19 protein-coding genes and 2 pseudogenes are annotated in these 24,083 nt (G+C 67.7%); 10 read left to right on the forward strand and 11 right to left on the reverse strand.

Annotated features, from left to right (window positions below; genetic code table 11):
- Positions 1-23: 23 nt before the first annotated feature.
- Positions 24-1,322 carry a hypothetical protein gene (locus ACIBTM_RS35035; protein ID WP_395881433.1) on the forward strand — a complete coding sequence of 433 codons (1,299 nt, stop codon included), beginning with the start codon at positions 24-26 and terminating at the stop codon, positions 1,320-1,322.
- 627 nt (positions 1,323-1,949) lie between these two features.
- On the opposite strand, the gene ACIBTM_RS35040 is transcribed toward ACIBTM_RS35035, so the two are convergent.
- Positions 1,950-2,303 carry a pentapeptide repeat-containing protein gene (locus ACIBTM_RS35040; RefSeq protein ID WP_395881604.1) on the reverse strand — a complete coding sequence of 118 codons (354 nt, stop codon included), beginning with the start codon at positions 2,301-2,303 and terminating at the stop codon, positions 1,950-1,952.
- A gap of 959 nt (positions 2,304-3,262) precedes the next feature.
- Here ACIBTM_RS35040 and ACIBTM_RS35045 point away from each other — a divergent pair.
- Both ACIBTM_RS35045 and ACIBTM_RS35050 read left to right on the forward strand, forming a co-directional pair.
- Positions 3,263-3,364 (forward strand): annotated as a pseudogene (locus ACIBTM_RS35045) (ATP-dependent DNA ligase); the annotation flags it as partial.
- Positions 3,365-3,430: 66 nt separating this feature from the next.
- Positions 3,431-3,772: a DUF2188 domain-containing protein gene (locus ACIBTM_RS35050; protein WP_395881434.1), complete on the forward strand. Its 342-nt coding sequence runs from the start codon at positions 3,431-3,433 to the stop codon at positions 3,770-3,772.
- On the opposite strand, the gene ACIBTM_RS35055 is transcribed toward ACIBTM_RS35050, so the two are convergent.
- Genes ACIBTM_RS35055 through ACIBTM_RS35070 form a run of 4 tightly spaced genes read right to left on the reverse strand, consistent with a single transcriptional unit; the run spans position 3,748 to position 9,210 of the window.
- Positions 3,748-5,262 (reverse strand): bifunctional 3-(3-hydroxy-phenyl)propionate/3-hydroxycinnamic acid hydroxylase, encoded by a 1,515-nt coding sequence (locus ACIBTM_RS35055; protein WP_395881435.1) that lies wholly within the window; start codon positions 5,260-5,262, stop codon positions 3,748-3,750. The genes ACIBTM_RS35050 and ACIBTM_RS35055 overlap by 25 nt on opposite strands.
- Positions 5,259-7,148, reverse strand: coding sequence for an acyl-CoA synthetase (locus ACIBTM_RS35060; RefSeq protein WP_395881436.1), 1,890 nt, complete (start codon positions 7,146-7,148; stop codon positions 5,259-5,261). Before ACIBTM_RS35060 ends, ACIBTM_RS35055 begins: the two co-directional genes overlap by 4 nt.
- Positions 7,145-8,080, reverse strand: coding sequence for a fumarylacetoacetate hydrolase family protein (locus tag ACIBTM_RS35065; protein WP_395881437.1), 936 nt, complete (start codon positions 8,078-8,080; stop codon positions 7,145-7,147). Before ACIBTM_RS35065 ends, ACIBTM_RS35060 begins: the two co-directional genes overlap by 4 nt.
- Positions 8,077-9,210: a VOC family protein gene (locus ACIBTM_RS35070; RefSeq protein ID WP_395881438.1), complete on the reverse strand. Its 1,134-nt coding sequence runs from the start codon at positions 9,208-9,210 to the stop codon at positions 8,077-8,079. The genes ACIBTM_RS35065 and ACIBTM_RS35070 overlap by 4 nt, the downstream gene beginning before the upstream one ends.
- Positions 9,211-9,327: 117 nt before the next feature.
- Between ACIBTM_RS35070 and ACIBTM_RS35075 the strand changes: the two genes are divergently transcribed.
- Positions 9,328-9,954 (forward strand): TetR/AcrR family transcriptional regulator, encoded by a 627-nt coding sequence (locus ACIBTM_RS35075; protein ID WP_395881439.1) that lies wholly within the window; start codon positions 9,328-9,330, stop codon positions 9,952-9,954.
- Between the two features lie 132 nt (positions 9,955-10,086).
- On the opposite strand, the pseudogene ACIBTM_RS35080 reads toward ACIBTM_RS35075, so the two are convergent.
- Positions 10,087-10,230, reverse strand: a pseudogene (locus ACIBTM_RS35080) (NADP-dependent oxidoreductase); the annotation flags it as partial.
- Entirely contained in the window at positions 10,227-11,273 is a 1,047-nt protein-coding gene (locus tag ACIBTM_RS35085) for an alpha/beta hydrolase (RefSeq protein ID WP_395881440.1), read from the reverse strand. The gene ACIBTM_RS35085 and the pseudogene ACIBTM_RS35080, both read right to left, overlap by 4 nt.
- 123 nt (positions 11,274-11,396) lie before the next feature.
- Here ACIBTM_RS35085 and ACIBTM_RS35090 point away from each other — a divergent pair, with 123 nt between their 5' ends.
- Positions 11,397-12,011, forward strand: coding sequence for a TetR/AcrR family transcriptional regulator (locus ACIBTM_RS35090; RefSeq protein ID WP_395881441.1), 615 nt, complete (start codon positions 11,397-11,399; stop codon positions 12,009-12,011).
- Positions 12,012-13,807: 1,796 nt separating this feature from the next.
- Positions 13,808-14,125, forward strand: a complete 318-nt coding sequence (locus ACIBTM_RS35095) for a hypothetical protein (RefSeq protein ID WP_395881442.1) — start codon at positions 13,808-13,810, stop codon at positions 14,123-14,125.
- Between the two features lie 137 nt (positions 14,126-14,262).
- Here the strand turns inward: ACIBTM_RS35095 and ACIBTM_RS35100 are convergent, their stop codons facing one another.
- The 4 genes from ACIBTM_RS35100 to ACIBTM_RS35115 all read right to left on the reverse strand — a co-directional run bounded on the left by ACIBTM_RS35100 (position 14,263) and on the right by ACIBTM_RS35115 (position 18,673).
- On the reverse strand, positions 14,263-14,646 hold the full coding sequence (locus ACIBTM_RS35100) for a GntR family transcriptional regulator (RefSeq protein WP_395881443.1): 384 nt from the start codon (positions 14,644-14,646) through the stop codon (positions 14,263-14,265).
- A gap of 3 nt (positions 14,647-14,649) precedes the next feature.
- Positions 14,650-15,363 (reverse strand): hypothetical protein, encoded by a 714-nt coding sequence (locus ACIBTM_RS35105; RefSeq protein ID WP_395881444.1) that lies wholly within the window; start codon positions 15,361-15,363, stop codon positions 14,650-14,652.
- 125 nt (positions 15,364-15,488) lie between these two features.
- Positions 15,489-17,945, reverse strand: a complete 2,457-nt coding sequence (locus ACIBTM_RS35110; RefSeq protein WP_395881445.1) for an ABC transporter permease — start codon at positions 17,943-17,945, stop codon at positions 15,489-15,491.
- On the reverse strand, positions 17,945-18,673 hold the full coding sequence (locus ACIBTM_RS35115) for an ABC transporter ATP-binding protein (RefSeq protein ID WP_395881605.1): 729 nt from the start codon (positions 18,671-18,673) through the stop codon (positions 17,945-17,947). Before ACIBTM_RS35115 ends, ACIBTM_RS35110 begins: the two co-directional genes overlap by 1 nt.
- Before the next feature lie 101 nt (positions 18,674-18,774).
- Here ACIBTM_RS35115 and ACIBTM_RS35120 point away from each other — a divergent pair, with 101 nt between their 5' ends.
- From ACIBTM_RS35120 to ACIBTM_RS35135, 4 genes are all read left to right on the forward strand, one after another.
- The gene (locus tag ACIBTM_RS35120; protein ID WP_395881446.1) at positions 18,775-19,446 is read left to right on the forward strand and encodes a response regulator transcription factor; all 672 of its coding nucleotides are present in this window, start codon (positions 18,775-18,777) and stop codon (positions 19,444-19,446) included.
- Positions 19,443-20,810, forward strand: a complete 1,368-nt coding sequence (locus ACIBTM_RS35125; RefSeq protein WP_395881447.1) for a sensor histidine kinase — start codon at positions 19,443-19,445, stop codon at positions 20,808-20,810. The genes ACIBTM_RS35120 and ACIBTM_RS35125 overlap by 4 nt, the downstream gene beginning before the upstream one ends.
- A 414-nt stretch (positions 20,811-21,224) precedes the next feature.
- Positions 21,225-22,391: a tyrosine-type recombinase/integrase gene (locus tag ACIBTM_RS35130; protein ID WP_395881448.1), complete on the forward strand. Its 1,167-nt coding sequence runs from the start codon at positions 21,225-21,227 to the stop codon at positions 22,389-22,391.
- Between the two features lie 255 nt (positions 22,392-22,646).
- Entirely contained in the window at positions 22,647-23,417 is a 771-nt protein-coding gene (locus ACIBTM_RS35135) for a hypothetical protein (RefSeq protein WP_395881449.1), read from the forward strand.
- Positions 23,418-24,083 lie beyond the last annotated feature (666 nt).

A 24,083-nucleotide genomic window follows, 5' to 3' on the forward strand; every position in this document is an offset into this window, starting at 1 on the left:
GCCAGGCCGCTCAATCGGCAGCCGTGGCACAACAAGCCGCGACCCGCGCCTCACAATCCTCGGTAAGCGCGACCCGATCAGCGATCTCCGCCAGGGGCTCAGCCAACATCGCGTTCCGCCACGCACGAAGCGCCGAGAGTGCCGCGCGTGCCGCATACCAGGCGGCAAAGGGCGCGGGCGCCGACGCCAACGCGGCTGTCACTGCCGCTAACGATGCCCGCAAGAAGGCGATCGACCGGGCAAACACGGAGATCGCCGACGCCCGGGCAAAGTTCGAGGCCGAAGCCAAGAAGGCATGTGAAGCTGTACCAGCCGGCCCGGACCACGACGACTGCATCAACCGGGCAAAGCGGATGGTCGCCGACCCCAAGGGCGAATCCGAACGCAACGTCGCGATCTGCAACCAATTCAAAGGACATAGCGAAGAAGCATTCAACAACTGCCTGAAAGGCGCCTATAACCCCGCTCTCACATATGTGATCAACAAGGCGATCGCCGATGCACAAGACGAGGCGGACACCGAGCAATTCTGGATCACCGCCGGCGTCATCGTCGCCACCGTCGCGCTCGTCGCCGTCGGGTTGTACTGCGCCGAGGTCTGCACCGCACCAATGATCGCCGGGCTAGCCGGCCTGGAAGCAGGTTTCCTCGCCGAAGCCGCTGGCGCAGGGCTCCTCATCACCATCGGCGCCGACCTCGCCACCGGATTTGCAGCCGAAGCACTACTCGCCTCCCGGGTCGCCGCACTCAGCGACGCTGCCCTCCTCAGCGGTGTCGCAGTACGGACAGGCCTGGCGCAACTAGACCTGAGCTTTATTCGAAACGAGTTCAAGAACTGTGCCCGGACAGCCCTCCGAGCAACAACCGCGGCCGCCAACACTGAGCTTTGCCTAATTCCAGTTCAGTACGATAGATGGGGAAACGAACTGGCAGACAAAGCTTACAGGTTTCGGGAGGTCGTAGCTAGTATGCGCCCGATCGTTAATGTCGCCGTAGCGAAGCTTCCTGGCTGGGCCGATCCGGTGTTCAAGGATGAGTACGTCAGAGCTTATAGTGGCAAAGGCACGCCGTGGGGCAACAGTATTCATTCCGAGGATCGGATCTTCCGAATAGTCAAGGATGCCAACTTTAAGCTCCCGGATGGGCGAACGCTCCAGCCGGGCGATATCACGGATATCTTCACTGAAAGATCACCTTGCAAAAATACACAGAACTCATCCTTGAGTCGGCACCTGGAGCAAACGTGCACTACTCCGTCATGTATCTTGGAAACTCCGATCTCGAAGCCGAGATCCTGTACGAGCTTCTCGACCTTCGCGTAAAAGGAGGCCGGTAATCGGGACGGAAACCCGCCCATCAAGCCGTCGGCAAAGCCCTGCTGCGATCTGCCTCAATTTTCACCTACCAGACAAGGTTCAGAATGGTTAGCCCGTTTGAATTCTACAGAGAAGCACAACTAGCCGAAGATGCACCCTTTCGTGCACCTGAGGATGCCGTCACATCCTGGAGCAACCTGGCGGAAAACGTTAGAGATGAGCTGTCGCGGATGGGTTTTCCGGCTTCAATAACATCAGATCAGGACCTGGGCTCACCAAGGATTCCCGGAGCCCAAGTATCTGTCCACTGGGAATTTCCTTTCGGCGTGATCCTCGATTGGCGGGCGCCGCTGCAAGACTCAGATGAATACCGAAGCAGTGTGCGAAAAGGTGACACGCGAGATCGACTCTTCAGCTATGCAACACACTCCCGCAGAATAGTCACCAAAGCGATGTGCGATGTGCTCAGCGAAGCTGGGTTCTCCACAATGATCGACCACGAAGAGGGTAACCGGTACCGTTACCGGGTCCTGGCCTCACCGGAACATGCGATGATCTAGCAGTCCACCAACTAGCTGCGCTGCCAGGAGCGTCGGATCGGCAGCGGACCTCGGCGACGGCGACCATGGCTAATCAAAACAGTCCACGGCCGCCGTCGCCGCTCATGCCGCCTAGCGTGGGTTCGTGGGACAGACCCGAGAGGGCGCATCGGCCGAGAAAACTGCCGGCGTAGCCCTGGTTGGTGGGGCCATCGCTATTGAGTCGATGGGCAGTGGGGTGAAAATTCTTGCCATGCAGCGTTGCTTCGTCGAACGAGCTTTCACCGTTGAAGGCAACCGCGTTGAACTGAGGGGTGTCGGTGAAGGTCGCCCTGCCGAACCAGGCGTCGCCGGTGAAAGTGGCCCCGTCGAACCGGGCGTCGCCGATGAAGGTCGCCCTGCGGAACGTGCTGATTCCGACTCGGGTCTTGGCCAGGGAGAAGTCGATGAGATATGCGCCAGTGAGGTCGAGGCTGAGCTCGCCCCAATAGCTAGGGCCGCGGTGGACGTTGAGGTGGTCGGCGAGGAGGCGTGGGCGGTGAGCCGGACTTCGCGTTCCTGCGCGCGCTCGCGGTAGTTGTCGACTTCATCGGTGCCGCCACGGTCGTCGTGCTCCGTCTCGACCGGCGGATCGTAGGGCATGCGCAGGTAGGCACAGAGGACATTGACGATGGTCTGGCGCTGTGTCTCGTTGTCCTGAGCAAGGCGTTCCAGGGCGTAGAGGCCGCTGAGACGCACCGGGGCTTTATCGGAGCCGAGCAGTTCGGCGGCCTTGAGGTAGAGGTCGGTGATCCGACGCGCGGTCGCGTCGGATCGAGCGTCGTCGGCAACCCGTTCCTGATGTGCTCGGTTGGCTGCGGCGTCAGCTTGCTGGTGGGCGAGGACTTCGTCTTGCTGGGAGAGGGCGCGTTCACGGGTGTCTAGGTCGGCTTCGGCGGAGTGCTGGCGACGCCAAGCCAGGTAGAGCGCGACCACGCCGCCGCTGCCGACGCCGATGCTGAGCCCGATCTTCAGCGCGTTCAGCCGCGCGTTCACCAGGTCCGGGCCGGTGAGTCCGGCGGTGGCCGGCCACCACAGCACGGTCACCGCACCCGCGGTCAGGACCGCGATCACGATCGCGGTCCACCACATCGCTGCCCGGGTCAGTTCGGGCAGCCGCTTCACCGACGAAGGCGTCGAACTCAGCGGCGTAGGAGTACTGGCGGGTCCCTGCCGTACATCGTCGCTCATGACCTTCATCGTCGCGCAATCAGGTGAGGACGTTGCAGAGCGACGCGCTAGCGGAACCCGTGGTCGCCCGAGCTGAATCGCGATCTTGCCGAGACTGGTCGACGTGTCACAGACCCAGCTTGCGCTACGCGGTAGGTGTCCTCGCGGCGCGAGGACTAGCTCGCCACGCCGGATCGGCTGGCGTCCGACCTCGACCCCGGGCCGGGAACCTCGATCGTGCACTGCTGCCGTGTCGCCGAACGATTGCATGACGCCCTGACCGAGCACGGGTTGACCCCGTTGGCGAAGACCGGGCCCGCGCTCCTGAGTACTCGCTGTCGGCGACGATGCGGGAGGAGTACCACGGTGCAGGGCGACATCGAGACCTACTTCGAGGACGGCCGGTGGAAGAACAAGGTCGAGGGCAGCACTCGCGCGACCAGCGCCCATGACACCAAGGCCGACGCCGTCGGCAAAGGACGCGACATGGCGCGGGAACGCAAGGTCGAGCACTTCATCCGGAACCAGGACGGCCGAATCGGCGAGCGCAACACCTACGGTCACGTCGGTGATCCGGGTCGCGTGAGTTGTTCCCACAACGGGTCCTTCCTGTCGATCGTCGGTTTCCGGGCGCCGTCGACCGGTGCGGCCGCGCTGTCGCGGCCACGTGTGTGGTCCCCGTCTTACGGGGTTTTCCTTGCGCGGTAAGGAGGTATCGCCGCGCAGAGGGTTGCCAGGTCGCGCCCGGCGCTGTGCACCGTCGCGTCGGGACGGACGACCGCGGCGCGGGCGAAGCCGCGGCGCAGCCAGTGGCGCAGAACGCTTCCTGGCCGGGCCACGACGAGCACGGCCCCGCGTTGTTCGATGTCCGCGCGCTGTGTGGGCGACGGTTCGGCGGCGCTGATGACGGCGAACCGGCCGGCTGTCACGTCGTCGAGGCGACGGCCGCCGCCGAGTGGCGCGTTGGGGCATTGGCGGCCGGCCAGGGAATGTCGAAGGGGCGGGCGCGCAACCAGTGCGGAGCGTTGGAGGGCGGGGGTTTCGGTTGCGAGCACGCGTTTGCGCAGGCCGGGAACGTGGCGCAGGTGGGGTGCGGCGACGCGGCGGAGGAGGTTGCCGAGTTCGCCGCCTTCGGTCATGGCGGTGCCCATCAGTTTGGCGAGCCGGATCATGGTGGTGGCGTGGGGTTTGCGTTCGGTTTCGTAGCTGGCGAGGACGGTTTCGGGGAGTGTCCCGTCGAGCACGCCGGCGAGTTTCCAGGCGAGGTTCATCGCGTCGCGCATCCCGGCGCCCATGCCCTGGCCGATGAACGGCGGGGTGAGGTGGGCGGCGTCACCGAGGAGGAAGACCCGCCGGTCGCGCCAGCGGTCGGCGATCTGGGCGCGGAAGGTGTATTCGGCGACGCGGACGATCTGGAGCTGTTCGGCCGGTACGTCCCCGGTCCACGGCTTGATGAGGGGGAGCAGCGTGGCCGGTTCACGGTAGTCGTCGGCCGTTTCGCCGTCGGTCAGCTGGAATTCCCAGCGGTAGCGGTGCTCCCCGACGCGCATGTAGGTGGCGGCGCGGGCGGGGTCGGAGACTTGGTGCACCCCTTCCCAGGCGCCGAGTTCGGCGTCGGTGCGGATGTCGACCACGAGCCAGCGCTGGGTGAACTTGAGGTCGCGCAGGACGGCGCCGATCGAGGTCCGGGTCAGGCTGTTCGCTCCGTCGCAGCCGAGGACGTACCGCGCGAGCACCGAGTCCGGCCGGCCGGCCGGATCGGTGAACGAGACTCGCACACCGCCGATCTCCGGGGCGAGTGAGGTGACCTCTGCACCGCCGCGCATGGTGACCACGTTGTGCCGCTTCAGTCCTGAGCGCAGGAGCGCTTCCAGTTCGGGTTGGTCGAACATGCTGGCCTCGGGGTAGCCGTGTCTGCCGTGCGCCGCGTCGCGCCGGAACTCCGCGAGCACGTGCATGTCCCGGTCGACGAGCCGTAACCCGTTGCAGCGCCAGGAGATCGCCGCGAACTCCTCGAAGAGGCCGAGCCGGTCGAGGATGCGGCAGATCTCGTCGTCGAGGTGGACGGCGCGTGGCTGGGGATAGATCGTTTCCCACCGGTCGAGGACGACGGACTCGATGCCGTACTGGGCCAGCAGGGTGGCGGCGGTGAGGCCGGTCGGGCCCGCACCGATGATCACCACGGGTACCTCGGTCATGAGGCACCTGCCAGGCGCCAGGCGATCGCGTAGCGGCCGAGGGCCGCCTTGATCGCCGGCTCGTCGGCATCGCTGGAGGTCCGTACCACCGTGATGACCGAACCGTCGTCGACCTCGGCGTCGACGTCGAGTACCCCGGGCAGGCCGGCCAGGGCTTCGGTGAGTTCGCGGCGGGTGGCGTCGGCGCGTAGGGCGGGCTTGTACGGCTTGCCGAGGTCGGTGAGCGGCAGGGCGTCGAGCACCGTGACGGTCTTCGGTGCGGCCGCGGACTCGGGGACCTGGTCGCGCGCCCAGTCGGTCAGTTCCTGCTCGGTGACGTCGGAGCCGGGCGCGAGCGTGACGTAGGCGGCGGGGACCTCGCCGGAGTGGGCGTCGGGCCGGCCTACCGCGCCGGCGGCGGTGACCGCGGGGTGGGCGAGCAGGGCGTCCTCGATGAGCGCGGGGTCGATGTTGTGGCCACCGCGGATGATGAGGTCCTTGGCGCGGCCGGCGAGGTGGACGAACCCGTCGGGGTCGAGGCGGGCGAGGTCGCCGGTGTCCAGCCAGCCGTCGACGAGCTTGCCGAGGCCGTCGAGGACGTGGCCGTGCTCGTCCCGCCCGGTGACGTAGCCGGAGAACACCGTGGGGCCGCTGATCGCGAGCACGCCGGTGTGGCCGGGCGGGAGGTCTTCCCAGGTGCCGTCCTCGTGGACGCGCACGGTTTTCATCCGTTGGTAGGGCAGTCGCTGACCGACCGAGCCGGGCCGGGGCGCGTCGGGGAAGCTGCGTGCGCTGGCGCAGGTCGCTTCGGTCAGGCCGTAGCCTTCGACGAGCGTGATGCCGGTGTGGGACTGGAAGCTTTCGCGGACGGCGGCCGGCAGGGGAGAGGCCCCGACCATGGCGAAGCGCAAGCTGCTGATGTCCGCGTTGACCGGGCACTGCGCGAGCACGGCGTACACGGTGGGGACCGCGCTCATCGTGGCGATCCGGTGGTGCTCGACGATCTTCCAGAACTCGCCGTAGAGCTGGATGTCACGGTAGCCCAGCGGCCCGGCCCAGACCGTGGCCTGCCCCTTGAACAGCGGCGCGAGCAGGGTGACGACCAGCGCGTTGACGTGGAACAGCGGCAGCGCGGCGAAGAGGGTGGCGTGGTCGTCGAGCAAGGTGTTGGCGGCCAGCATCCAGGCGTCGGCGATCTCGCTGGCGTGGGTGTGCGCGGCCAGTTTCGGCGCGCCGGTGGTGCCGCCGGTCGGGAAGAACGCGGCCAGGTCGTCCGAACCGGGCGGTTCGCCGAGGAACACCGACGAATCCTGCCCGGCCGCCAGTTCGCCGAGATAGCCGACGCGGACGCCGGGCAGGCTCGGCAAATCCAGGGTCGGCTCGGCGGCGCCGGTGGGCCGGAGGACCAGCAGGGAGTCGACGTGCCCGTCCTGGGCGAGGGCGTGCGCGGTCTCCCAGACGGCCGGGGACAGCTCGGGACCGGCGGTGACGAGGACCCGTGCGCCGGACCGGCGCAGGAGCTGGGCGAGGTGCTGGCGCGAAAGGCCACCGTTGAGGGGCGCCGCGATCCCGGCGAGCTGCGCGGCCAGGGTGGCGGGCACCAGCTCGGCGGAGTTGGGCGACATCAGCGCGACCGCGTCCCGACGGCGGACGCCGAGTTCGTGCAGCAGATTCGCGTATCGGTGGACGTCGCCGAGCAGTCCGGCGAAAGTGTGTTGCTCGGATTCGCGCCAGCGCGCGGCTTCCGGCAGCACGGTGAGCGCGGTGCGGTCCGGCCAGGTGGTGGCGGCGCGGACCAGCAGGGCGTAGGTCGACGACGGCAGGCCGCGGGCCGCCAGCGGCACGGCCTCGATCGCGGCGACGTCGGTGGGGGCGGAGTACTCCGGCCACAACAGGTTTCCGGTCATCGGGCGTGCCTCACCACCGTGCGCTGGGTGCCCAGGTCGAGCGCACCGTCGTCGGTGGCCACGCCGGCCTCGATGACGTCGCCATCCTGGAGATAGCGGGGATTCCTTGCCTGGCCCCGGAAGAACAGCTTCCATTTCAGTGCCGGTGGCAGGAGCGAGCCGATGATCTCCACCGGTTTCGGCGGTGCGGACAACGCCGTGCCGACCGGGGTTCCGGTCAGGACGAGATCACCCGGGTCGAGCCGTTGGAAGCGGGTGAGAGCCCGAAGGGCCTCGGCAGGCTGGTAGATCATGTCGGCGACCGTCCGGTCCTGGCGGGTTTCGCCGTTGACGGTCAGTTTCAGCCGCAGGTCGGTGAACCGCTTGAGCTCGTCGGCGTCGAGCAGGACCAGCGCGGGCCCGGTGGGGGTGAAGGTCGGGTAGGACTTGGCTTCGTAGAACTGGGTCTGGGGCAGCTGGATGTCGCGCGCGGAGACGTCGTTGGTCACCACGAGGCCCGCGACGTACCCGGAGACGTCGTCGCCGATCTCCGTGCCGACCGGGATCTCCGTGCCGATGACGAGGCCGATCTCGACTTCGTAGTCCAGGAGCCGCACATGGGCGGGCCGCACCACGTCGTCGTGCGGCCCGCTGATCGAGCCGGACGACTTGCGGAAGAACGTCAGCGGCACGGTGGCCGGGTTCCCGCCGGTGTCCTCGACATGCGAGGCGAAGTTGGTCATCTGCGCGACCACCCGGCACGGGGCGGTGACCGGCGAGACGAGCTCGAGAGTCTCCACGCCGACCGTGCGGCCACTGGCCGCCGCCGTGTCGAGGGCTTTCCGGTCGGCGAGCAGTTGGGCGGTGGTCGTGGCGCGGGTGGTGACCTTGGCCGCCCCGGACGGGGTGGCGACCCACCAGGCATCGGCGGTGCGGAGGACAGAAATACTCATGACACAGCTACTTTCAGCAGGCCGCGAAGGCGGTCGAAGTCGAATTCGTTTTCCTCGCGCAGCGCGCCGATGATGGCGCGCAGTTCACCGAACGCCTCCCGGCCGGGCTTGACGCCGAGGAAGTCCTTGGTGGCGGGCGGGCCCCACTGGGCCAGTCCCGAGGCGGTCATCGGCGCCCAGCCGGGCTCGAGCGAGCAGTCGAACAGGTCGCCGTCGCTGAAGTGCTCGACGAGGAATCCGTCGGGGTCGCGCCAGTAGTCGAACAGCTGGCTGCCCTGGATGTGCCTGCCGATACCCCACGACCGCTGATAGCCGCGGTCGAGCAGGTACTCGCCGCCGGCGGCGAGCGAATCGAGGTCGGGCACCTGGTAGGCCGAGTGCACGTACCGGTTCGCCGGTCCGAGCACCATCGCGAGGGTGTGGTGGTCGGTCGGGGTGTCACCGCGGTCGCAGCGGATGAAGCTCATCACCGGACCCCGGCCGCGCTGCCCGGGGTAGTAGAGGAAGTCGCTCACGATGAGGCCCAAGTGGGCCAGATACCAGTCGAGCGTTTCGCGGTACTTCCTGGTCTGCAGTACGACGTGGCCGAGCCGCTGCACCTTGACCGGCTCGCGCCGTGGCCGCTGGGTGGCGTTCACCCGCGTGATGTCGCGCCCGAAATTGAGGGGTAGCGGCTCCTGGCCCGGCAACGCCGGGAGTTCGTGTGTGCCGGACACGACTCGCACCCGGGCGCCGCTCGGGTCGAGCAGGTCCACGGTGGCCCCGCCGAGGCTCTCCGGCAGGCGGGTGACCTGGTGCCCGGTCGCGTCCGCCAGGCGGAGCACGTCCGCCGGGTCGGCGGCCCGGAACGCCGGCCCGGTGAACCGTGAGCGCGGGCCGCGGCGGATGAGGACGCAGGGTGCGCCGGGTTCGGTGCCGCGCAGCTGCAGTTCGTCCGCGGTGCGCAGCGAGGTGGTGAAACCGAAGGCGTGCGCGAACAGTTCGGCCTTGGCCAGGTCCGGTTTTTCGAACTCCAGCCACGCCAGGTCGTGCACCTTGACGACCGGATTGGGCGCCCGTCCCGGGTGCTCCCCGGGTAACGCACCCTGCTCGCTGTGCAGGTCGGCGTGGGGATCGTCGTGGTCGATCATGACCCCTCCCATCTTATTGACGATATCGTCACTTCCGAGCGTACCGTCAGTCAAGTAGTTCTGACGATTTCCTCATTTCTGAGGGGGTCCGCTAAGGTGCTCCCCGGAGGTGTGGACATGACCGAGCAGGTGACCGGTGACCGGCTGGCGCGGCGCAAGGCGCGGACTCGTGCCGCGCTACTCCGGGCCGCTCAGGCCTTCATCGCGGCCGGGAACACGAACGTCCCGATCCTGGAGATCACGCAGGCCGCCGACGTCGGGATGGGGTCGTTCTACAACCACTTCGAGAGCAAGGAACAGCTCTACCAGGCCGCGGTGGAGGACGCGCTGGACCGCTATGGCGCCGTGCTCGACGAGCTGACCGCGGATCTGGGCGACCCGGCACTAGCGTTCGCGCAGAGTTTCCGGCTGAGCGGTCGTCTGCACCGGCTGCAGCCCGAGCTGAGCCGGGTGCTGCTGAACAACGGGCTCACCCTGGCCACGTCCGAGCACGGGCTGGCCCCCCGGGCGCGCCGGGACATCGAGGCCGCGGTCGAAGCCGGCCGGTTCACCGTGCGCGACCCTGAGCTCGCCATGGTCACCGTGGCCGGCGCGATGCTGTGCCTCGGTCAGCTCCTGCACGACCAGCCCGGCCGTGATGCCGAGATCGCGACCGACCAGGTCGCCGAGGATCTCCTGCGCATGCTCGGCCTCTCCGCCGGCGAAGCGCGCGAACTCTGCCGGCACCCGTTGCCCAGCTTGTGATCTGCGCAAACGCTGCACGGGTTACATGTTGTGATAGCTGCAACTCGGCCCATTGTGGATTTGGCAAAGTTGCAGGTAGAACGGACGATCGCGCAGACGTTCGATGTTGGTGCTGTCTTCCCCACGGCTCCTCTGGTGTGTCGTGGTGTCGCTCGCGTTGACCCCGGCGGCGCGCACAGCGATCCGGACCTCACCGGTGCCCGGGAGCGGATCCGGACGGTCCACGATCTCGAGGACCTCCGGGCCCCCGAACCGGCTGAACTCGGCCGCCCTCATGAGTCCCTCTTCTCGCGAACGGTCGCTGCCCGAGCGCGGTGCCGCCAAGCGCCGTGCTTGCCGAGGAAGAGACGCTGTTCGGCAGCGGCCTCCCGGTCCTCCGGGCTGTCGCCTCCGAACCCGCCATGCGGCATCGCCTCGAACACGTGTAGTTCGGCCTCCACACTGGCGCCGCGCAGCTTGCGGTGCATCCGGACGGTGTTGGACAAGAACAGATCGCGGGTCCCGCTTCGGAGGAACGTGGGCGGGAAGCCGGACAGCTCACCCAGGAGCGGGGAGAGATGCGGATCCCGCAGGTCAGCCCCTGCCGCGTAGAGGGCGTTCGTCGCTCGCAAGCTGCGGAGAACGTTGTCCACCCCGGCCAGGGTCTGGAAGGTGTCGCCCGCCTCGGTGAGGTCGACCTGCGGGGTGTTGAGCACGAGGGCCGCGGGCATCGGCAGCCCGGCGTCTTTGGCGCGCAGCAGGAGGGCCGCGGCGATGTTTCCTCCCGCGGAGTCGCCTCCGACGAACACCCGTGACGGATCGCGGTCCTCCACCACGCGGCGGTACACGGCGATCGCGTCGTCAAGCGCGGCGGGGTACGGGTGCAGCGGCGGCAGCCGGTAGTCCACGCCCCACACAAGCATGCCCGTGGACGACGCGGTCCTGGCTGTCGTCGCGCGGCACGCGTCCCCGCCGCCGACCAGGAGACCCCCAGGGTGCATCCAGAGGAAGACCGGCTCGTCCGCCTTCCTCTCGACCCCGTGGGGCCTCGCGGCGTACACGGTGGCGCCGTCCACGTCGAGGTCCTCGACGGTGACCGGCAGGTCAGAGATCGGGAACCGCTGGGCCGTGGATCGATTCGCCTGCTCGGCCATCGCGAGCCACGCCTCGGTGTCCCCGGTGGCCGGATAGGACAGCTCGCCGCCGTCGACGGCGAGCCATGCCCGCGCCTGCTCGCTGACCGTGGATGGAGCGGGGAACGTGCGCTCGTGCATGACCCCGGCTCTGGTCGATGCCACCTCGTCGCTCGTGCCCGGCGGCACGACCGTCTGTCGCCGCATGGGAACTTCTCCCCTCGACCGACGCGATTGGTTGGGCGGCGTCGGCAATCATGTTCGTTGCCCGGTAGCGGATCAAGCACTAAGTTAACCGACTAAGTTTAGTCACACAAGAGAGTGAGGCGTATGCCCAGAACCAGCAAGCGCGGCGGCCCACAGACACGCGCACGGATCCTGGAGGTCGCGAACCGGATGTTCCACGAGCGTGGGTACGAAGCCGTCACCGTCGCCGAGATCGCGCGCGAGGCTGGAGTCTCGAGCGTGACAGTCTTCAACCACTTCCCGCGCAAGGAGGACCTCTTCATGGACCGCGCGGCCGACGCGGTCGACCTGCTGCGCTCGGCCAGCCGCGACCGCGCACCGGGCATCGACGCGCTGACGTCCTTGCGGGATACGAGCTTCCGCCTCCTCGACACCCGGCACCCGCTCTCCGGTGTCTCCGACCGTTCCGTGCCCTTCTTCCGGACGGTCGCGGAGTCACCCACGCTCGTCGCGCGCGCGAGAGCCATCGCGTCCGAACTACAGACGACGCTGACCGACGAACTCGATCGCGACCCGGCCTTCGAGGGCGACGCGACTTTGTTCGCCGCGTTCTTCATCGCCGGCTACAGCGCGGTACTGGTGGAGACCGCGCGCCGCCGTATCGCAGGCGAGCCGACGAGCACTGTGGTGAAGGACCACCGCGTGCGCCTCGAGCGGCTGTTCACGGCTCTGCGCGACGGACTCGGCCCCGCATCGTAACGGCGCGCACGCGCCTTGCGCTGCCGGTACGGGCATCGGCAGCGTGTGTGCCCGATCTTCCCGGCCGCCGGTCAGGGCTGGACGAGGACTGGTCGGTCGCGAAGGTCGGGCCGAGGGAGCGTAGGCATCCGGTGGCACCAACTCGACCGGCAGGCTCAGCCGTAATTGCCGGGCTTCGGCGGCGCGCTGACCACGGTCAAGCTGACCTTCCTGCAGTGCAACGGGAGGCCGGTCGGAATCAGCGTCATGACTGTTGAGAACGCCGATTGGGTGCTACCGCGTTGTCGGTTGACGCGAGCGCATCGGACATCATCACAGAGCATGGCGGGACGTCGGGCTTATCGAACGACGGAGTGCGATCACTGGCTAACGAGCCGAGCCCGCGTGGACTTGATGACAACCATTCTTTGGCGACAACCCTCCTACCCAGTAACGCAATGCAGCACTGCGACAGCTTTCGGCCTGCGACACCGAGGCTGTTGACATAACTGTTGCGGCAACCACGGACCGCTACCTGACCAGCGAGTGACCGCTGTTCCGGGGCAAACGCACTCCATCCTCGTTGTAGAAACCTACGAATCCTCCGATAGCGAAGGCGAATGCGGCCGGTGCGCAGACAAGGAGCACTGGGTCAGGATCGCCTCCGGCATCAAGTGCTCTGAACATGTAATAGACAAGCACTGGTACCGCTATCGCGGCCACTACAGCAGGCAGCAGCCAGCGTAGCCGGACTCGCACCGTCTCCCGGAGACTGAGGACCCGCACCCGCACTTCCTCGCCACAGTCATCGCACCGCACTGCAGCGGTACTGACCCCGCGATCGGGCCGCGGCACGTGGATCGGAGTGACCGAAAAGGTCTCGCGATACATCCCCGGGAAGTCACGTCGGCTGTGCAGGTGCTTCAGACGGATTCGCGGATAAGGACCCGCAGGTTGGTTACCCCGCCGCTGAGCGCGGCGGTGTGCCCACTTGTCGTGGTCCGGACTCGGTTGGGAACTCTCGGTCACCCGGTCAGGAAACCATCCGGGACACAAGATCGGGCAACGAACAGCACCACTCCATCGCAATGGAGCAGCCCGAACAACCGGACTGGCGAGTTGCTCATCAGGACATCTTGCCGCCCACCGGCAGCCCAAGCACGTGCCGACCCACGCGGCGCCGCGCGTCGAATCCGTAAGGTCTGCTCGAGCCAACCCCGTCCACCGGTGTTCGGACCTACTTTTCGTGTCGCAGGTCAGCGGCCTCGTCATCCGCAAGATCGAGCTGGACTGGACAGCCTCGGTGGACCGCTGCGCGGCTGGGCTTTGTCGAGCGAGGAATGCCACGGGTTTGAGACTGATCATGGTGACGCCACCGTGAGACAGCGAAGAACACCCAGGTCGAACAAGATCGACTCAGGACCGGTGAGACCCTACTCTTCATTGTAGGGTCTCAAAACTCATTTCATATTCTCATCGGTCACTTCATCTCCACTTCATTTATGAGGCGGAGATGAGACCGGTGTCTATTTAAGGACGTGGAAGTCGGGGTGGGCGTTCCACGCTGCCATCGCCGATGAGTCAAGGTAGACGTAGTCGTTGACGCGGATGCAACGGCCCGCAGTTTCCAACTGGCCGAGCAGGCTCGCTGAAGGTGGAGCCTGGAACTCGACGAACACCCAGCCCTGGGTTCGTTCCGCAATACGCTGCGCCAGCTTGCGCCCAGTACGTCACCCACCGCTCCGCCCAGTGACACCACGGAAGCGGCCGCTCGGCCGCCATCCACCGTGGCACCCGAAAAGCGAGGCGACGTCACGTTGACCGATGGGGGCCAGCTCGACCTCGAAGAGAAACGAGTCGGGAAAGACGTTCCCGGCAACGATTTGGCCTTCTCAGGTACGTTTCCCCAGAAGCTGATCCCATCGAGCGGGGTGATCACCTACATGTATTCGGGTGCCACCGCCGAAAGCTGTCAGAAGGAACTCGAAGGCAAAACATATTCCAGTGTCACTGTGGGCAACGGAAGATCCTGCTGTCTGCGAACCGCCGAAGGCCACGTGGCAACGGTCTCGATCGTCAAGGCGGACCCGCACGAAAACGCGCCGGTTCAGGTGAAGTACACCGTGTGGCCGTAATCGCTGTCGATGTCGAAACAGGCCGGGCAAACGGTCCGCGTATGGTGGCTGGTTGCCGTACGGGGACGGTTGCTTCGAAGCGGTCACCCCCCGGGCCTGGGTGGTGAGTCAACCCGGATGTGCGGTACCTGCGCGGGCTACTCGTCGGCAACTCGAGCGTAGGCCGAACGGACGGCGTCGACCGCGGCGTCCATGCTGACGCCGAGATCGTGGGCGAATGCGGCGAAGCGGGTCGCGCCCGCTGTCAGTAGCGCCTCGGGCCGTGTGCGCTCGGCGGGCTCGGTGACGACGGTGCCCCTCGCGCGCGCCGTCGTCACGAGGTCCGTGGTCTCCAGCTCGCGGTAGACCCGCGCGACCGTGCCGGAGGCGAGTCCGAGGTCCCGTGCGAGCTGGCGGATCGGCGGCAGCCGGGTGCCCGCGGCCAGTGTCCCGCCCGCGATCATGCGCTCGATCTGGTCGTAGATCTGCCGCCACGGCGCGAGTCCGCTGGTGGTGTCGATGGTGACGCGCAGGGCCGTCATCGGTCAGCTCGCGGCCGCGGCGACGCTGCGATGCGGCCCCGCCACCACACGCAGTGCGATGAGCCCGAGCACGAACACGCCTGCGGCGGCTGCGCTCATCTCAGCGTGGAACAGTGCCCCGGGAACCGCGATCGCCAGTCCCGTCGCCACGCGGGCGCTGCGGGCACGTAGCACGAGATCGACGACAGGATCGCCTGCGGCAGGCCGCCGGACCGCGAGTGCGACGATTCCGGCGGCGACGAGCCCGCACCCGGCGACGACGGCGACGGCCTGCCACCGTCCCGCGGTGGCGTAGTGCGTCAGTCCGGCGCCCGTCGTGAGCCCGAGCAGCACGAGCGCCCACGCGGGGATGATGTCGCGCACCCCGCGCTGTGCCAGCATCGCGCGCCGTAGCGTGGTTTTCGGCGGCCGAAACGCGAACAGCTCGCCGAAGAGCCCGCCGAGCAACAGCGTCCACGCGATCGTCCACGGGGTGTCCTCGGCCAGCCCGATCACATCCCCGAGCACGGGCAGCAGCACGAACAGGCACGGGTAAGCGATCCGGCGGCGCTTCAGGTAACGCACAGCCTCCGCGACGTCCTCATCGGACGGACGATCGATCCCCCATCGGGTCAGCAACCGCCGGCCGTGCTTCTCCCCAGGCCACAGGACGACGAGAATCCCCAGCCCGAAGATCCCCATCACGATCGCCAGGCCCAGCACGTTGTCCCATGCCATCGGACAGCCTCCCTCTTGTGTCACATGCACGGTACAACTTGTGTCAAGGGCATGGGGCAAGAGGTGGCTCTCCGCTTGGTCGGTCGGCAAGGGAAATGTTTTGCTTGTGATCGAGCACAGGCATTTCACTCCTGTAGTGCCGCGGCGAGAGAGCCGCGGCCGGCCCGCCGTGCCGGCAGCAGCGCGGCCAGTGGGGCGGCCAGGATCGCCGCGCTCAACAGGACCCCGAGCCGTTCCCACGGTGGGGCGAAAGCGATGGTGTCGCCGCCGCTCGCCACGACTTCGGTGATCAGCCATGCGGAGCCGAGGCCGACCAGCAGTCCGCATGCGGCGCCGAGCAGGGCGACGAAGACCGACTCGACGGTCAGTGTGGCGCCGAGTCCGGTTCTGGTGAGGCCGAGGGCGCGAAGGAGTGCCGACTCTCGTGTTCGTTCCAGTACGGATAGCGAGAGTGTGTTCGCGATTCCGGCGAACGCGATCAGTACGGCCAGCGCGGTCAGTGCCCACATGAGGTTGAGGCTTTCGCGGATCGGCGCGGACGCGTCGTCCTTGATCTCGGTGATGCTCTTCAGCATCGCGAGCGGCGCGCTCGACAGGTCCCGTCGCAGAGAGGCTTCGACCTGGGCGTGGTCGGCGCCGGAGGCGAGCTTGACCAGCACGCTCTCGTCGTAACTCTTCTCGTTGGGGGCGATCGTCGGCTGCTGGGCGAGGTCGACCACGGCGAATCCGAGGTCGATTCCGGCCATGGTGACGCCGTCGTAGATCGCGACGACGCGGAGGGACGCCCGTTCGGTCTGGAGGGCGTCGCCTACCGCGAGGCCCGTGCTCTGCGCGAGGTCCTTGTGGATGGCGATCTGGCCCGGGCCGAGGTCGAAGCGGCCGGAGAGCACCTTGGGCCGGATCAGGTCGCCTCGGACGGCGCTCACCTCGTACGAGCCGTATTTGCCCAGGTCGCCGGAGAAGGACCGGCGGGTCGTGGTGGCGTCCACGCCGGGCACTTTCGCGAGGGTGTCGGCGAGTGCGTCGGGCAGTGGCCGGGTGATGACCGCGGAGGTGACCATGAAGTCGGCGGCGAGTTGTTCGTCGAGTCCGCGGCTCCGCCCTGCTTCGACGCCGGCCGCCACGGTGGTCGCGAGGGTGACGACGGCGAGTCCGATGGTGAGGGCGGCCGCGCTGGCCGCTGTCCTCTTGGGGTTGCGGCAGGCGTTGAGCGCGGCGAGTTTCGCGGGTTGGCCGGGTGTCAGCCTGGCCAGTACCCGGACCACGGGTCCCGCGATCAGCGGCCCGGCGGCCAGTGTCGCGCCGAGCAGTGCGACCATCGCCGCCACGACGAGTGGGGCGGCATCGTCCACTTCGGACTGGAGGGCGAGCACCCCGGTACCGACGCCGCCGACGAGCAAGACGGCGCTCGCGACCACGCGTGGCCGTCCCGCGCGGGCGGTGGGGCCGTCGCCCGGTGTACGGAGTGCCTCCATCGGCGTGACCCGGGTCGCCGACCAGGCCGGGAGGGCCGCCGCGAACGCTGTCACGAGGATCCCGACCGCCGGCGCGGCGATCACCGTCCGCGCGGTCAGCGGGAGATAGATGTTCTCCTGGCCCGCGATGGCCTGGAGCGCGGCGGCGACGCCCAAGCCGCCGAACAGACCGGCTGCGGAGGCCGCCGTGCCCACGACAGCGGCTTCGGCGAGGACGCCGGCGAAGACCTGCCGTTTACCGGCGCCGACACAGCGCAGCAGCGCCAGTCCCCGCGATCGCTGGGCCACGAGGATGGTGAAGGAATTGGAGATCACCATCGCGGCCACGACCATCGCCAGGACGGCGAAGGCGGTGAAGAACTTCACCGACCCGGGAGCGTTCGGCGCGGTTTCGTGAAGCAGCCGGGCGGCGGCCTCCCGCCCGGTAGCCACGGAGATCCCGGTGCCGCCCACGGCCTGTTTCAGATCGGCGACCAGCTTCGTCTGGCTCACGCCCGGTGCGGCCCGCACCACGATCTCTCCGACCGTCGCCACCGGATCCAAGCGACGCAGCGTCTCCTGTGACACCACCAGGTTCGCCCCGCCCAGGCCTGCGTCGACCGGGCGGTCGAACACGCCGACCAGCGTCAGTGCGTGGCGTTCCCCGGTGTCGTCCAGTACTGTCACCGCCCCACCGAGTGCGACGTCCGCGAGACTGGTCCGTGCGATCGCGATTTCCCCGGCGGTGCTGGGGAAGCGGCCCTCGACGAGGTCGTAGGGCCGCAGCTTCTCGTCCGTGCCCAACGCGGTCGCGGCGGCGTCCCGGGCGCGCCCGTCGGGACCGAGCGTGGGCGCGCTGACGGTGGCCCGGCCTTCCGCGGCGGCGACACCTGGTACCTGCCGGACCCTCCCCAAGATCGTGTCGTCGAGGCCGGCGCCTCGTTGTGCGGTGATCGATGCGTCCACTCCGCGTGTCTCGAAGGCGACGGCGTCACGCAGTCCCGCGCCGACCGCGTCGGTGAGCACGAATGATCCGGCGACGAAGGCGACGCCGAGTGTGATGGCCGTGGCCGACAGCAGCTGCCGCAGCGGCCGAGCCTTGAACCCGGCGACGACGGTTCGCAGCATCACGCCCCCAGTCCGGTGAGCGCGCCGAGGACCGCGTCGGCGCTCGGACGCGGGATCTGCGTCGCGATCCGGCCGTCTGCCAGCAGCACCCCGTGGTCGGTGTAGGAGGCCGCGACCGGGTCGTGGGTCACCATCACCACGGTCTGGCCGAGGTCGCGGACCGACGTGCGCAGGAAGTCGAGCACCTCGGCACCGGACCGCGAGTCGAGGCTGCCGGTCGGTTCGTCGGCGAAGACGACGTCCGGCCTGCCGACGAGGGCGCGGGCGCAGGCCACCCGCTGCTGCTGGCCACCGGACAGTTCACCGGGTTTGTGCCGCAGCCGCTGCCGGAGTCCCAGCGTGCCGATGACGGTGTCGAACCAGGCCGGATCCGGGCGGCGTCCCGCGAGCCGGAGCCCGAGCAGGATGTTGTCCTCGGCGGTCATGGTCGGCAGCAGGTTGAACGACTGGAACACGAACCCGACCCGGTCTCGGCGCAACCGGGTCAGCCGGGCGTCGGACAGGCCGGTGAGCTCGGTCTGGCCGATGCGGATCCGTCCGGTGTCCACAGTGTCCAGTCCGGCGAGGCAGTGCATGAGAGTCGACTTGCCCGATCCCGAGGGGCCCATGATCGCGGTGAACCGGCCGCGCGGGAAGTCCAGTGACACGCGGTCCAAGGCCCGTACGGCCGTGTCGCCCCGGCCGTAGACCTTCACCACATCCGTCGCGCCCGCGGCAGGACCGTCCATTGTGTGCATACCGCGATCATGGCCGGGAGCACCTGAACGGTTCCTGAAGCAACCTGAAGAACGCTTCAGGAAGACGGGTGGTGATCTGGGAAGATCGTGTCATGCGCGTGCTCGTGGTGGAAGACGAACGGCGGCTGGCCGAGACCCTCCAATGGGGACTCGAGGCAGACGGTTACGCGGTCGACCTCGCCCACGACGGCCTGGAAGGACTCGAACTCGCGCAGCTGTACCCGTACCAGGTGATCATCCTGGACATCATGCTGCCGAAGCTCAACGGTTACCGCGTCTGCGCGGCGCTGCGGGAGCGCGGGGTGAGCACGCCGATCCTCATGCTGACGGCGAAGAACGGCGAGTACGACGAAGCCGAGGCGCTCGACACCGGTGCCGACGATTATCTGAGCAAGCCGTTCTCCTACGTCGTGCTCACCGCCCGGCTGCGGGCGCTTCTCCGCCGGGGCGGGGCCGGGTCGGCGGGCGTGCTGGAGTTCGGGGACCTCGTGCTCGACCCGGCGAAGCGGGTATGCCGCCGTGCGGGGACACCGGTTTCGTTGACCTCCAAGGAATTCGCGGTCATCGAATGCCTGCTGCGCAATGGTGGCCGTCTGGTGACGAAACGGGAGATCCTCGACCAGGTCTGGGATCTGGCGTACCGGGGCGACCCCAACATCGTCGAGGTCTACGTGAGCGCGCTGCGGCGAAAACTGGACGCGCCTTTCGGGCGGCGCACCATCGCGACCGTCCGCGGCGCGGGCTACCGGCTGGAGGACGGATGAGCGGGTGGTGGCCCTCCTCGGTGCGCCGGAGCACCGCGCTCTCGGCCGCGTTGCTCTGCGCGGTCGTGTTCACCCTCGGCTGGTTGGGTACCCGCGAACTGCTGAGCGGCCAGCTGGCCCGGAACGCCGTGGCCGCGACACGTGTCCAGCTGGACCGGCTGGCCGACACATACCGTGCCGGGCAACCGGCGCCGTTGCCCGGTGATGCCCTGTTCCAGGTGGTCGATCAGTCCGGGAGGGAGGTCGCGAGCAGTGAGAATCTGCACCGCTGGGATCCCGCGTGGGCGCCGTTGCCGCCCGCACCCGCCGGAGCACCGGCGGACTGGACGGTCACCACGAAGGCCACGCTGAAACCTGGCGACCATCCACAGTGGCGCGAGTATCGTGAATACACCCTGGTGGGCAAGGTGATCGACAGCGGTGGCCACCGGTTGACGATCTACCTGTTCGTGTCTCCATGGGAGACGCTCCGGACATTGGCGACCTTCGACGACATTCTGGTCTTCTTCGTTCCGCTCGCGGTGCTGATCACCGCACTGGCCGCGTGGCTCGCGGCGGGCCGGGCACTGCGGCCGGTGGAGGCGATCCGCCGGGAGCTGGCCGAGGTCAGCGGGAGCAGGCTCGACCGCCGGGTTCCGGTGCCTCCGTCCCGTGACGAGGTCGCCCGGCTGGCGACCACCACGAACGAGACCCTCGACCGGTTGCAGCAGGCCTATGACCGGCAGGAACGGTTCGTCGCGGACGCCAGCCACGAACTGCGCAGCCCGCTGGCGAACCTTCGCGCCGGGCTCGAGGTCGCGCTCACCCACGCCGAGCGGGCCGACTGGCCGGTCGTAGCCCGGCGGTCCCTGCTCGACGTCCAGCGGCTGCAACGCATCACTGCGGACCTCCTCCAGCTGGCGGTCGACCCTGCCGACCTTCCGGAAGGCGTCGTCGACCTCGTAGACGTCGTGGGGGAGCAGGTCGCCGAACGCGGACTCGACGACGGCGGGCCCGCGGTCGTGTCCGATGTGGATGGTCCGGTGCCGGTGTGCGGCGAACCCGTCCAGCTCGAACGTCTGCTGCGTAACCTGCTCGACAACGCCGTGCGTCACGCGCGTTCGTCCGTCATAGTGCGGCTTCGGCACGAGGCAGGAGAGGCGGTCCTCGAAGTGATCGACGACGGCCCCGGCATTCCCGACGCCGACCGCGAACGCGTCTTTGACCGCTTCACCCGGCTCGACGACTCCCGCACCCGCGACGCGGGCGGCACCGGACTCGGCCTCACCATCGCCCGGGACATCGCCGTCCGCCACGGCGGGTCACTGCGAGCCGAGGGCACCGAAAACGGTGCACGACTGATCGCCCGGCTCCCGTCAGCCTGACCCTTCGAACTCGCGGTAAGCCGTCGTTACATGGCCCTCAATCGCGAGGTCGGCCTCGAAGGCCGCGTCGTCGGCGGGTTTCACCGGCGGTACCGCTTTGGACGTCACGCCGTATTCGGTAGCGTCAAATTCGCACGACGGGCGGAACGGTCCGACCGATCAGATCGTGGGCTGCGGTGGGGCGGGTGGCAGCGTGATGTGGGGGGTCGCGTTCGACACCGCCCGCGCGGAGGGTGCCGTCGAGCAAGCGCCATGTCCAGCGGGTGAGCAGGGCAGTGAGTTCGGTTCTCGGTACGCCGCGGGGGTTCTCGAGCCATTGTGCGGTGCAAGAGTCGACGAGTCCGACGACGCCGAAAGCGGCGGGTCCGGCGCAACCTGTGGCTGGACCCGCGTGAGGCGGAGATGTTGTTCGGTGTGTTCGCCGAAGAGTTCATGGACGCGGTCGGTCCGCGGCTGGAGCCGACGACATCGGCTAAGTACCGGTCCTTTCTGGACAACCATCTACTGCCGCAGTGGTCGTCGTGGCCGCTGGCTGGGATCTTCAACAGCTACGTCGAGATCGAGAAGTGGCTCTCGGAGTTGCACGAGGACTACGCCGACTCGTCGGTGGCGTCGATCTTCTCGCTGTTCTCCACAATCCTCGGTGCCGCGGTCAAGGCTCGGAAGATCCCGGCGAACCCGTGCGCCGGGATCCGGGTGACCTCGGGCGAGTTCGAGGTCGAGAACCTTGTCGCGACGCCGGTGCAGGCGCTGCGTGCGTCGATGCGTCTGTACGAGAGCGGGCTTGGGCTCGCCGGGTTCGTTCTCGGCCTGCTCGACTTCTACACAGGTTCCCGGTGGGGCGAGTTGGTCGGTCAGCAGCGGCACGAGTACGACAGCGAAGCGCGGGCAATCCAGATCCGTGAACCGCTGAAGGAGATCGGCGGACGCCTGTTCAAAGGCGGTCGCCGGGTAGATACTTCGCGGATGGCCGATCTTGGGCCGCGGCCGACTCGTCCGGTGACGCCGAGACGACAGGGCGGCCGGGCAAAGAAAGGCCGGACCAAGACCCCGGCCGGCACGCGAAGCGTGGAGCTGCCGCCAAGCATCGCAGTCTTCTACGAAGAGCTGATCGACAGCCACAGCTTCCCGTTCGTGCTGTGCAGCGCGGAGGGTGCACCGTTGCGGCGGTCGAACTTCCGCAACCGCTACTGGCGCCCGGTCTGGGATGGCAGTGACGCTGAACACACGCGGTCGGCGGAAGTGGTGCAGCCGATCCTCCCGACCTTCACCTTCCACGAGGGACGGCATAGCCACAGCACCTGGCTAGCCGAGGACGGCATCCCCGAAGTCGCCCGTCGGGCACGGTTGGGGCAGAAGATGAAAGGCATCGCGAGGGTCTACGACCACGTGACTCCGCTGATGCGCCGCCAGATCCTGCAAGCGCTCGAAACCCGCTGGATCGGCTCGCTGGTCGCCCTCACCCCGAGGGAGCGGACCAAGCTGGGGGAGTGGTTCCCGCACCTGCACGCCACGTTCCGTGATGGGCAGTTGGAGACGGCCCCGAGGGCCATCGCCATTTCATCGCCATTGAACGACTGAAGCCCCGCCCCTCCGAGGAGGAGCAGGGCTTCTGACCTGCGAAAACAGATGGTGCGCGATACTGGGATTGAACCAGTGACCTCTTCCGTGTCAGGGAAGATCGAACCAGCTCTTGACCAGGCGTTTCCTCTGTTTTCGCAGGCCTGCGGTCTCTCGTTCCTCCTCGTTGGGGCGGCTTCGAACGCGTTGCGGCGCGTTCCTGTCGCCTGAATATCGCCAGTTGATCTTGGAATGCTGGTTACGAGGAGTTGCTTCGTGTCTGCCAAAGCTGTTGGTTTTCCGGTTGAGCGGGACGCTGTCCTGCAGTTGGTCACCGTCATTGTCGGGGTGATCGTGGGGCTGACGTTCCTGTTCGGGTTCGGCAACGTCCTGGCCTTTGGGCTCCGGCTCGGAGTATCCGGCTGGGTGGCCCCGCTGGTCGCGCCCGCCGTAGACCTGTCGGTCCTGGCGCTGCTGATCGCGATCCGGCAGCTGTCGCTGCGTGGCGCTTCTGCCGAGGTGATCCGGTCGGCGCGGCGTCTGCTGTTGGTCTCGAGCTTCGTCACGCTTGCCTTGAACGTGGCCGATCCGCTCATCGCGGGTGAGATCGGCCGGGCGTTGTTTGACGCGGTCGGTCCTCTGCTGTTGATCGGATGGGCGGACGTGGGCCCCTCGCTACTTCGCGAGCTCGCCTCTGCGACCCCGCCTGAAGAGGCCACTGTCGCTCCGTCGGCGTCGTCGCGTCCACGCGTACCAGCGGCTCCTGACGTCCCCGTGGATACGCGGCCTCAGTTGATCGACTCGTCTCCGCCGCCTACGAAGCGGTCAAGCCTGTCGAAGCTCGGCGACGACCTCGTTGAGCAAGCTATCGAGGTGGACCGCCGTCATCGTGAGGAGCACCAGCGTCCGATCTCAGCGGAGGGCCTGATGCGCACCTTCGGTCTGGGTGCCGAGCGCTCGCGGTTGTTGATGCGTACCGTCCGTGCGCGCTGGACCAGCACGCAGGTCGGCAACGATGCCTTCTGCGGTCGAGACGAGTTCGCTTAGTCCTGGCCTCTACGGCCTCGAACGTTGTTCGAGGCCGTAGAGGGGTGGGTACTGGGCAGCGGACCAGTTGAAGCGACAGGGGGTTTGAGGCCGTTGGTGGCGCCCGCGGTGGGTTTCAATGCCAGAAGCCCAGCGGAACTGGTGTCACCGCCAGGCCAGATCGGCTCGGAGATGACCCGGACGGTGCTCATGCCATCTCCGCAGCAGGCTTCGCCGCTGATCACGGGTTGGCAGGGGCTTTCTACCGAGTGAAGAGGCGGCGAGCGCGGCGCAAGTGGTGTGGATTCTCGCCGGGCGAAAATCAGCGGGGCGGATCACCCCTGTCGACGGTGTTCTCGTTCCCGACCTGTATGCCGGCGGCGCATGCTGTGCCCTCGGCAGGGCTACATGCAGACGGTCCCGCGTCTGACCAGCGCTCTTCGACGGGGATGTTGGTGATTGAGCGCAGCTTCTCGGTTGATGACGTCGCCGCCACCACCTCGCTGGTTCAGAGCCGGCACCTTGGCGTGTCGGACGGTGCCGAGTGAGGTCGGACATGACTTTGCCGCAGGGCCGCGGTGTATCCGCGGTGTCAGGGCGTGTCGCCTGGCGTTGGCTTGACTCAAGCCTCGTGGGTTCGTCTTGGGTTCCGGCGGTGGGTACGGATGCTTTAGCGGGCCGCGTGGC

The organism is Amycolatopsis sp. NPDC049868, assembly GCF_044461365.1.
In the GTDB taxonomy this organism is placed as follows: Bacteria; Actinomycetota; Actinomycetes; order Mycobacteriales; family Pseudonocardiaceae; genus Amycolatopsis.

What these genes read in the sequence shown, in the direction of transcription:
- ACIBTM_RS35060 (WP_395881436.1), bottom strand. Translation starts at nt 7,148, where the DNA reads ATGACCGGAAACCTGTTGTGGCCGGAGTACTCCGCCCCCACCGACGTC.
- ACIBTM_RS35115 (WP_395881605.1), bottom strand. Translation starts at nt 18,673, where the DNA reads ATGGACGGTCCTGCCGCGGGCGCGACGGATGTGGTGAAGGTCTACGGC.
- ACIBTM_RS35065 (WP_395881437.1), bottom strand. Translation starts at nt 8,080, where the DNA reads ATGAGTATTTCTGTCCTCCGCACCGCCGATGCCTGGTGGGTCGCCACC.
- ACIBTM_RS35100 (WP_395881443.1), bottom strand. Translation starts at nt 14,646, where the DNA reads ATGACGGCCCTGCGCGTCACCATCGACACCACCAGCGGACTCGCGCCG.
- ACIBTM_RS35110 (WP_395881445.1), bottom strand. Translation starts at nt 17,945, where the DNA reads ATGCTGCGAACCGTCGTCGCCGGGTTCAAGGCTCGGCCGCTGCGGCAG.
- ACIBTM_RS35055 (WP_395881435.1), bottom strand. Translation starts at nt 5,262, where the DNA reads ATGACCGAGGTACCCGTGGTGATCATCGGTGCGGGCCCGACCGGCCTC.
- ACIBTM_RS35125 (WP_395881447.1), top strand. Translation starts at nt 19,443, where the DNA reads ATGAGCGGGTGGTGGCCCTCCTCGGTGCGCCGGAGCACCGCGCTCTCG.
- ACIBTM_RS35075 (WP_395881439.1), top strand. Translation starts at nt 9,328, where the DNA reads ATGACCGAGCAGGTGACCGGTGACCGGCTGGCGCGGCGCAAGGCGCGG.
- ACIBTM_RS35105 (WP_395881444.1), bottom strand. Translation starts at nt 15,363, where the DNA reads ATGGCATGGGACAACGTGCTGGGCCTGGCGATCGTGATGGGGATCTTC.
- ACIBTM_RS35090 (WP_395881441.1), top strand. Translation starts at nt 11,397, where the DNA reads ATGCCCAGAACCAGCAAGCGCGGCGGCCCACAGACACGCGCACGGATC.
- ACIBTM_RS35070 (WP_395881438.1), bottom strand. Translation starts at nt 9,210, where the DNA reads ATGATCGACCACGACGATCCCCACGCCGACCTGCACAGCGAGCAGGGT.
- ACIBTM_RS35085 (WP_395881440.1), bottom strand. Translation starts at nt 11,273, where the DNA reads ATGCGGCGACAGACGGTCGTGCCGCCGGGCACGAGCGACGAGGTGGCA.
- ACIBTM_RS35120 (WP_395881446.1), top strand. Translation starts at nt 18,775, where the DNA reads ATGCGCGTGCTCGTGGTGGAAGACGAACGGCGGCTGGCCGAGACCCTC.